The 10,151-nt window shown below is 46.1% G+C and carries 6 protein-coding genes; all 6 read right to left on the bottom strand.

What is annotated here, in order from left to right; genetic code table 11:
- Positions 1–67: 67 nt before the first annotated feature.
- Entirely contained in the window at positions 68–3,112 is a 3,045-nt protein-coding gene (locus QZV24_RS09220) for an efflux RND transporter permease subunit (protein WP_294523162.1), read from the bottom strand.
- Between the two features lies 1 nt (position 3,113).
- Entirely contained in the window at positions 3,114–4,193 is a 1,080-nt protein-coding gene (locus QZV24_RS09215) for an efflux RND transporter periplasmic adaptor subunit (RefSeq protein ID WP_294523160.1), read from the bottom strand.
- 4 nt (positions 4,194–4,197) lie between these two features.
- Complete coding sequence (locus QZV24_RS09210; RefSeq protein WP_294523158.1) at positions 4,198–4,653, bottom strand: MarR family transcriptional regulator; 456 nt, start codon at positions 4,651–4,653, stop codon at positions 4,198–4,200.
- 190 nt (positions 4,654–4,843) lie between these two features.
- The gene (locus tag QZV24_RS09205) at positions 4,844–6,109 is read right to left on the bottom strand and encodes an NAD(P)/FAD-dependent oxidoreductase (RefSeq protein ID WP_294523156.1); all 1,266 of its coding nucleotides are present in this window, start codon (positions 6,107–6,109) and stop codon (positions 4,844–4,846) included.
- Between the two features lie 39 nt (positions 6,110–6,148).
- The gene (locus QZV24_RS09200; RefSeq protein ID WP_294523149.1) at positions 6,149–8,152 is read right to left on the bottom strand and encodes a methyl-accepting chemotaxis protein; all 2,004 of its coding nucleotides are present in this window, start codon (positions 8,150–8,152) and stop codon (positions 6,149–6,151) included.
- A 128-nt stretch (positions 8,153–8,280) separates the two neighbouring features.
- On the bottom strand, positions 8,281–10,151 hold a 1,871-nt coding region (locus QZV24_RS09195), incomplete at its 5' end, for a hypothetical protein (protein ID WP_294523144.1).

Here is a 10,151-nt window from a genome sequence, read left to right as displayed (position 1 = left end):
AATTACAAAACCGGGCTCGTGATTACATTCCCGCTGTAATCACAAGCCCGGTTTCTATTACACTTTATTATTCTTTTTCTACATGATAAACAGCTGCGTACATGGTAGGCAATACCAAAAGGGTCAGCACTGTAGCCACAAACAGGCCACTGGCGATAGCCACTGCCATCGGCCCCCAGAAATTGCTCACCATCAGTGGTATCATACCCAAAATTGCTGCCGCCGCAGTCAGCATAATCGGCCTAAACCGCATTACTGCTGAATTAACAACCGCATTCCACGGCGTCTCCCCATCCTCCAAATGCTTCTGTATCTGGTCGATAAGGATGACCGAGTTTCGGATTATCATACCACTTAGGGCCAGTACACCCAAGATTGCCACAAAGCCCATGGCCTTGTCAAAGACCAGCATACCAAGGCTGACACCGATAATTCCCAATGGTGCTGTCAACAGGGTCAGTATCATCAGTTTGGCATTCTTCAGCTGGAACATCAAAATGGTTATGATACAAAACAGCATAGCCGGTATTGGCCCCAGCAGATACTTGGTTGATTTGTTGCTGTCAGCCAATGAGCCAGCAGCCTCTATTCTGTAACCAGGTGGAAGCTGCTCCGCAATATCCTGCACAGAAGCCAGTGCCTTCTTGGTGGCATCATTGCTGGTACCGGACAAAATATTTGCTTGAACTGTCACACATGGCATCAGCTTTTCCCGACAGATAGTCCCATTTTCAGTAGTAAAGGATATATCAGCTAACTGTTCCAATGGAACATAGCCAGTGCCGGTATAAATCGGCATATTCTTCAAGGTGGACAAATCAGTCCGATCGGCATCACGAAGCTTCAGCACAATATCAATGGTTCTATCTCCAGCATAGAACTGAGCAGCTGCCGCACCAGTCACTTCCGTGTATACCATCTTGGAAATATCCTGCGCAGACAATTGCAATGAATGGAGCTTGTGCTGGTCATACTCCAGATGAATTACCTTACTTTTCTCATGCCAATTCAAATTTACATCTACATTATTTTTGTCCTCCAGTATCCGATCAGCAACCTTTTCGCCAATTTCTCTGACCTTGTCCTGATCATAGCCATAAACCTTCAGCATCACTGGATAATCAGCTGGCGGACCAGTCTGAATGTACTTTATGTCGTGGCGGGTCTCCGGGAAATTCTCCTCCAGTTCAGTTCTAATTTCCTGACTGAGCTTTTCTCTTATTTTCGGATCCTTGGCCACTACCACAAACTGAGAAAAATTGTTGGTCGGTGTTTCCGGATTGAAGGTGAGCACAAAACGCGGCGCACCGCATCCTACATAATAACTATAATTATCTATTTCATCAGCGTGGGTATTCAAAAAATTAGCAAATCGCTTGGCCACTTCATCCGATGACTTAATGGAAGCACCATCATTCAGCCGCATAGTAACAATGATTTCAGGTCTGGTTGATGGCGGGAAAAATTCCTCCCGAACAAATTTCATCATAAATATGGATACAGCAAACAACGCCACGGTAGCCACCAGAACCAGTTTTCTATGCAGTAAAAACCAGGTTAAAATCTTGCGGAAAATATCATAGAATTTGCTCTGATACTGAACTGCTTCTCCCTCATCATCTCTCTTTACATGGACTTTTATAAGATGATAGCCATATAGCGGTGCTACCATAACAGATACAATCCAGGAAATAAGCAGGGCCATGGTAATTACCGGGAAGAGGGCACTACAGAATTCTGATGCCAACCCCTTGGCAAAAGCCACCGGAATGAATCCGGCACAGGTAATCAAGGTACCGGTAAGCATTGGTTTGGCTGTTGCCTTAAAGGCATAACAGGCCGCGTCAAACCGGTTTAATCCGGCCTCCAGCTTAACACTCATCATTTCCACGGCAATAATGGCGTCATCTACTAACAGGCCCAAAGCGATAATCAACGCGCCCAGCGATACCTTTTGCAAATCAATTCCCAAGGCGTACATACCGCAGAAAACAGCCGCCAAAACCAATGGAATACAGCCCGCAACCACCATACCGGTTCTGACCCCCAAACTGAGGAAGCTAACCGCCAACACAATGACGATGGCCTCACAAAGGGTTTTGACAAATTCTCCAACAGACGCCCGTACCACTGATGGCTGATCCGAAACCGGATGAATTTCCAAACCCGCTGGTAAGGTCTCACTGTACTTTGACAGAACTTTATCAAGCTCCTCGCCCAAGGTGATGATATTACCGCCCGGCTCCATGGATATAGCAATACCAACCGCTGGTTCCCCATTGAAATACATCATTGGGTCTTGCGGTTCAGAATAACGCCGCTCCACTGTGGCAATGTCCCCCAAACGGATTACTTTACCGCCAGCCTGCATGGTGGCATTTTTTATATCCTCAATATTTTCAAAAGTACCGGAATATCTAAGATATACATTATCGGAACTGGTTTCGATCATACCGGACGGGGTCATTTCATTTTGGCCCTTCAAAGCTTCCGCCAAGGCCATTGGACTAACACCCAGCTGGGATAGCTTGGCATTTTCCATTTCCACATAGACCTTTTCCTTCTGAACACCAACCAGTTCAACCTTTTGAACACTATCGTTGACATCAGTCAGCAGCATTCGGCGGATTTTTTCAGCCTCCTGCCGCATTTCCTCATAGGAATATCCATCCCCTGTTACAGCATAAATTACACCATATACATCATCAAACCGGTCATTAAAGTATGGACCATAAACGCCCTCCGGCATGTCCTTTTCGATATCCTTGCAGAAATTTCGTACATCCCGCCACGCTGACCGGATATCACCATCGTAATCATCCTTCAATACTACATGAATAATCGTGGTACCGCTGCGGGTAGTACTCTTTGCATAGTCTATGCCCGGCAAATCGTTTATCTTGGATTCCAGCTTATCAGTAACCTGCTGCTCCATTTCCTCGGCACTGGCCCCCGGCCAAGCCGCCGTTACAATCATATCCCGGACAGTAAAGTTTGGATCCTCCATCCGCCCCAGTGTTATATAAGAAAATACACCACCTAGAACGGTCACCAATATGAAATACCAAACCAGCACCCGATTGTTTAGGGATACTTCCGTGAGATTTCTCATATCACTCATCCTCCATCAGTTTTATCTTCTGTCCCTCATGGAGTTTATGCACCCCGGCCGTAACCACTATATCCCCACTGGAAAGGCCGGTTACCCGCACGGAGTTGCTGCCAATATCTTCAAAGAAAATCTTTTTCAAATGAACAGTGTTATCTGAGGTATCAACCACCCACACCTGAGCGTCACTGCCCGTCTGATAAATAGCAGTCAAAGGCATCATGGCCCCAATGGAGCTGTTTTTCGCCTCTGATACCTTGACACTGGCTGTCATTCCCAGGTTCATACCCTTCGGTGGGTTTTGAATAGCTACCCGAACTTTGTAGGTGCGTGACAGGCTGTCAGCCATTGGCGCAACCTCCCGAATAATGCCCTCCGTCTTGACATTTTTCAATGCCCAGAATGTCACCTCAACCTTTTTGCCCAAAGTAACATCCGGCAAATGGTTTTCCGGAACATTTATCTCAACTTCCAGTTCGCCGCTTTCCACTAAGGTCATCACGGTCTGACCGGCACCTACTACCTGTCCGGCCTCAGCATTTATCGCTGAAATAACTCCTGACATCGGTGCAATCAAATTGGTATACCCCACTGCATTATGCCCCTGCTGAGCGCCGGCAACAGCCTGATTATACTGGGCTTCTGCTGCATCATAAGCGCTTTGATACTGGTCAAGAACACTGGCCGGAACCGCTTCCTGAGCAAAAAGCTGCTTATATCGAGTGAGATTGGACTGGGCCAAATCCAGCTGGGCCTTGGCCGCTACTACTTGAGCGTCTCCCTGATTGGATTTTTCCAATACATCCCGAGCATCAATGGCCATAAGCACCGTTCCGGCGCTTACTGTATCACCCAGCTGTACATTTCGGTTCAAAATCCGCCCCCCTACCTGAAAAGACAGATTAGTTTCATATCTGCCCCGAACGGTACCGGTATAAGTACCCTCAATAATCCCATCATTGACACCAATTTTCTGTGTTTTAACAATAATTGGTTTTTCCTCCGGTTGCTCATTTTTGCCACAGCCGGCCAAAACTGTCATGGATACAATTACGGATAAGAGCATTATGCCTATTTTCTTCATTATGTTACGCCCCCTTGCTGCCAAATACAGTATGGTAATCATCTTTCCCCAATTTCTGTGCCATTGTATTCAAACACTTTATCATAATATCCCGTTCCTGCGGGGTAAAATCCTCCGCCAGATAATCCATTATTTTATGAACTATTTCTTTGATAACTGCTTCCTGTTGGCGCCCCTTGTCCGTCAAATAAATCCGTTTCAGCCGGCGGTCTTCACCATCCTGCTTGCGGAAAATGTATTCCTTGTCTTCCAGTTTCTTTATAACCCGGGTAATAGCCGCCTTGTCCACATTAAGCACTGTAGTCATATCATCCTGACTGCAGCCCTCCTTGTCAAAAAGTACCAGAATCATAGAAAATTCAGCGTATGATAGCCCCAAATCGACCGAAGCCTCTACTACCAATGCCTGAACCCGTCGTCTAACTATTCCAAAGCTCAGTGAAGCACTTAGATAATCCATTAACACGCCTCCCCATAAATAATACCAATAAACTATATATAAATCCTTAGTTGATTTACGCAACATTATATAGTTAATTTTAGCAAAAACATTTTCCTTATTCAATAAATATTAGGGCAAAAAACATAAAAATAATGGGGCAGTCACATCTATTATTTCATATATGTGATGCCCCTGATTTTATTTTGTTTTACAGCGCTTCATCAAATTTGATATTGGTAATAATCCGGCCTAGCCGGGTACCGGACAGGAAATTCCACATCCATTTTGTTCCAACAGTAATATCCTCGTAGGTCCCCTCCAGCCGCAGTAGATGGAGGAACATCCAGATGCACCAGGCAAAAAATCCCCCAGTGCGCAGACAGCCCCAGGATACCACTGCTTGGCAACGGCCAATGGTAGCCATGCTGCCGTGATCCTTGTAGACAAACTCCTTCAGCTTGGTCTTACCGGCAATTAGCCTTTTAATATTTTCCACCGCAGTCTTAGCCCCCTGAATAGCCACTGGAGCCACGGTAGCCAGCGGCCGTTCGCCCTGAAGAAAATGCGCATTGTCACCAATAGCAAATATTTCCGGATAACCTGGCACCTGTAATGTCTTTTCCACAATTACCCGACCAGCCCGGTCACATTCTGCCCCAATAGTGGACACCAGCTTATGAGCACGGACTCCAGCAGCCCAAATAACTGTTTTACTAGGTATAAAGGTTCCGTCCTTCAAAGTCAAGCCATCTTCACTGCAATCGGCCACGGCAGTATTCAGCATTACCTCTACACCTTTTTTCTTCAAAACCTTTAGGGTATAATTTCTAAGCTCTTCCGGCATCATTGGCAGAACTTTGTCCGTAGCCTCAATCAGCTTGATGCTTACCTCATCAAAATTCAGATTTGGATAATCCAGCTTCTGTACGGCTACCAGCTCAGCTAAAGCCCCAGCTTCCTCCACGCCAGTAGGTCCACCGCCAACGCAGATAAAGGTAAGCATTTGCCGCCGCACCGCTTCACTGTCCAACTGCTTATTGGCCCGCTCAAACATGTGCAGCACATGATTTCTGATATGCAATGTTTCCTGAATGGTTTTCATACCATAGGAATATTTTTCCACGCTTTCCAGGCCAAAGTAATTGGTAGTTGCTCCCGCCGATACAATCAAATAATCATAGGCGATCTCCCCATGATTGGTATGCAAAATCTTATTTTTCCCATCAATGCCTGTAGCTTGGGCCATAAACAAGTCAATATTTTTTCGCTTACGAAACATGGCCCGCACCGGAAAGGATATATCGTCTGTGGACAGTACCGATGTGGACAGCTGATATAATAGTGGCTGAAACAAATGGTAATTTGTCCGGTCTACTAGTGTTATTTTCACATTGGTACCTGCCAGGGCCTTTATGGCTGCCACACCGCCAAATCCGGCTCCAACAATTACCACATGTGGTATTTTTTCTTCCAAAATTTATTCCCCCGTATCCCTAAATCCTATGTATCTGTTTTAAACCTGAAACCGCTCCACCGTTTGCTGCATACCTCCGGCCAATTCCGCTAAGCGCCCGCTAGCCTGGGCGATTTCCGTAATAGCCGCCGATTGTTCCTCCGCTGAAGCCGAAACATTACGAGCTTCGTCCATGGAACACTCCGCCTGCTCGTTGGCCCCATCAACGGAATCAGCAATTTTTCGACTGGCAGTGGCCAATTCCCTCATAGCAGTAGTAATATTGCCCATCCGGGTGTTCAGCTCGGTAACTCGCTGGGAAATCTCCTGGAACTCCCGACCGGCCAAATCAACTGCCTCCACACTTTCCTGGACATTTTGCTGGGACTCTTCTATAGACGCCACCACATTCCGTATATCCTTACCATTTTGCTGGATAAGGCCTGCAATTTGTCCGGCAGCTTCGTCGGACTGCTCCGCCAATTTACGCACCTCATCAGCTACTACCGCAAACCCGCGGCCATGTTCACCGGCCCGAGCCGCCTCAATAGCGGCATTTAAGGCCAACAGATTAGTCTGTCCGGCAATCCCGGAAATCAATTCGACAATCTGCGCAATCTTCTTGGAGCTTTCCTCCAAAGTACCCGATGTTTCATGAGCAATCCGGGAGGTTTCCGAGGTGGCCTGTATCTTGGTCACAATTTCATCTATTAACCGATTGCCGTTTTCCGTGGCAGTTTCTGCATCTATAGCAGCTTTACGGGTGGTTTCAATATTACCAGTTACATCTTCAATATGACCAGCCACCTGCTCGGTAAGGCTAGAAATCTCATTGAAATTTTTCACCTGGCCTTCCATTTGTTCACCCACAACCGTTATAGATGCCGCCACCGTAGTAGATGCCTGAGCCGACTGGGAGGTTATCTCATTAAACCGTCCACTGGATTCCACCAGCTCATTGGCAGAATTGCGAACACCCTTAATAACATCCCGCAGGTGCCGCTTCATCTGCACATAGCGATAGAGCAGACGGTCAATTTCATCACCATCAGGAGACACACTTCTTTCTTCATTACTGGTACGCAAATCTCCCTCGGAAATCCGGGCCGCCATTCCTTCCAATGCTTCCAACCGACCGACGATACGACCGGTTACCCAAATAACCAGTCCGACCAAAACCAAAATACCAAACAGGCAGGATGTTACATAAATCCACCCCAGAGTATATACCGGTGCCATCATTTCATCCTCTGGAACAAAAACGATAAAAGTTAGTCCACTAGTCCCGATTGGTGCGGCAGCCATTAAATATTCCTGTCCACTAATTTCACGGTGAAGCATTGTGGACTGCCCCCCCAACAGTTGGGCCTCCACCGGTGCCAATGCCCCATTATCAATATCTTTCAGATTATCACTAATGGACGCCCCCGGATAATAGATCAAGCTACCATCCTGACCTACGATAGCCGCATAACCCTTTTCTCCCAATTTAAAATCTTGGGCCACCTGACGAATGGCTTCCATATCCAAGGTTATACCTGCTACCCCCACGGACTGTCCAGCCCGAACTATCTTGTGGACAATTCCTGCGGCCAACTTTTTGGTTTTTGATTCCTCATAAACCGGCGTATAGGCCACCCCATTTACCGACATAGCAGCCTTATACCATGCTCTGGTGGTAGGGTCATATCCAGCTGGCTTTTCTTTTTCTGTAACGCCTTGGGAGTCGGCAGCTGTCTTATCAGCATAGCCTGTGTAAACCGATTGCGCGCCATCTGTTGCCATCTTTACACTTCGCAGATACATCATTTCTGCCTGCTGATCAAGGCCACTGTCGCCAAGATAAATAGCCGTTACTTCAGCTGCTTCTTCCTTTGACTTTAACTCATTATAAATTCGTTCACTGCTGCTGGCAGCTGCATAGCTTAGCGTATCCATAATCTGCTTTTCCAGCATAGTTTCCGATTGGTTATAGGAATATATATTCACCCCACCCCAAATAAGCAGGATAGGCACAATAAGCACTGTCAGCAACCGAGTTTTCAAGCTCTTCCCATGCTGCATAAAACTTCCTCCCTTAACACTCCATTAAACAAGAAATAGGAGCCGCGTGATATCGCAACCCCTATCTCCAAAATTGTAGCAGGTATTATTATTTTTCAGGGTATTTTAGATTATTGATATGAATTGCTTTACTTTACAACATCTTTTTTAGCAATCCACTTGGACCACGGAGTAGCGTAGTTGTCTTTTTTATTCTCATTGACATACTTGTAGAACCACTTAATCATCCGAGCCTTGTCTGCATAGAAGTCTGCCTTGTAATCAGTATCCTTTGGCTTCTTGATGGTATATGCCACATAGTTGCCACCGATAAGATACTGACGCTTAAGGATCTCGGTAAGTTCAACCTCCGGATTAGTCATAATATCCAGCATAGCCATGAAGGCAGTGGTTCGACCGGCACCAGCCTGGCAATGGAAATGCAGCCACGCATCCTTTGGCAGCTTCTTGTAGAATTCGATAAACCGATCGATATACTGAGGGGCAGGCCAGAGATGATCAAGGGCGGTAATACGGAAATAATTAACACCATTTGCCTTTGCCATTTCCTCTTCGGTCATAACTGTTACCGCCTTAACCACTTTAGGATCCTTGGCGTATTTATCATACTTGCCTGACTCCAGGGTAGCCATAGTAATCTCTTTGCCCTTGATAGCATTCAAGCGAGTCTTTTCATCCTTAATGATATCCTCAAAGACATCATTCTTATTGAAGTTACCCCAGTCCCGCAAACCGTACCAGCTGCAACCATTACCATTGATAATGCCATGAGATTCCTGGCGCAAATCGATATCATAGATTGGACCATTGGTGTGCTTACGAATTTCTTTGATTACGGCTTTAAATTCGCCCTCAGACATCATGCCACTGGCAGATGCATGCATCTTATCCAGACCCTGGCGGGTTGGATTCAGCCCAGTACCACCCTCAAAGTATTTGGACACCTTGCCTTTTACTTCATTGGTGTAATCAGAATAGCATGCACGGAAATTCCGTGGTAATTCATCCTTGTTAGCGGTATCAATACGCCAAATGAAACCGGAGTAATCCACATCCCGATCAAAGCTGTTTTCCTTTGCCCACTGAGAATAAGGCTTATCCAGCTCCGGGTGCTGGGTTACATACTTGTAAAACTGCTTAGTAAATACATACCGATCTACATAAAGCTGTCTTTCCCAGTTTTTCTTCTTATCAGGAATTTCACTAAGATCAGTCTTGCCCAGAATAGCCTGACGCTTGATTATATCATTGAAGGAAACGCCTTTTGGTGCGCTCTTCAAAATATCATGCATTACCATAAAAATGGTAGTACGGCCCATACCGGCATAACAATGATAATGGAGCCAGGCATCCTTTGGCAAAGTCTTCCAAAAGGCCAGGAACTCATCCACCTGACGGTCAGATGGGGCAAAATGGTCCTGGACAGCCAAACGGAAGTAATTAGCACCATGCTTTTTCACCATTTGCGCCTCATTCATCACCTTGCCAACGGTGAAATTCTGTGGCGGGCCTACTTTGTTACCTTCATCTTCAAAGGTATAAACCTCAATCTGCTCGCCATTTTTCGCTGATTTGGATACCTTATTCAGCTGGTCCGTTTCAACATGCTCCACAATATATTGCATACGACCATCATTACCCCAGTCCTTCTTGGAGAACCAGCTGACAGCCATACCGTCAAAATATCCATGTGACTCCTGACGCAGGTCAATATCATAGAACTTAGCTGCATCTACCGGAACAGCCAACAGAATATTTTCCAGTTCCTTTTCCGAAAAACAACTGGATGCCGATACATTTAAATCCTTTAACCCCACATCAGACGGCAGGACACCATCACGAGCCTTGTTTTTGAGCTTATCCATGCTGGTACGGAAATTACGCGGCAATTGTTCCTTGTCATACCGGTCAACCTTTAGGGCAAGCTCCGGTGCCTTAAAATCTGCATTTTTACTGGCCGAATCATCAGATTTAGCCAAGCCGGCTGCCGAGAACTGCA

The organism is uncultured Anaerovibrio sp., from assembly GCA_902786545.1.
In the GTDB taxonomy this organism is placed as follows: Bacteria; Bacillota; Negativicutes; order Selenomonadales; family Selenomonadaceae; genus Anaerovibrio.
Note: the sequence above shows the minus strand (reverse complement) of the source record. Positions and strands in the feature narration are given on the sequence as shown.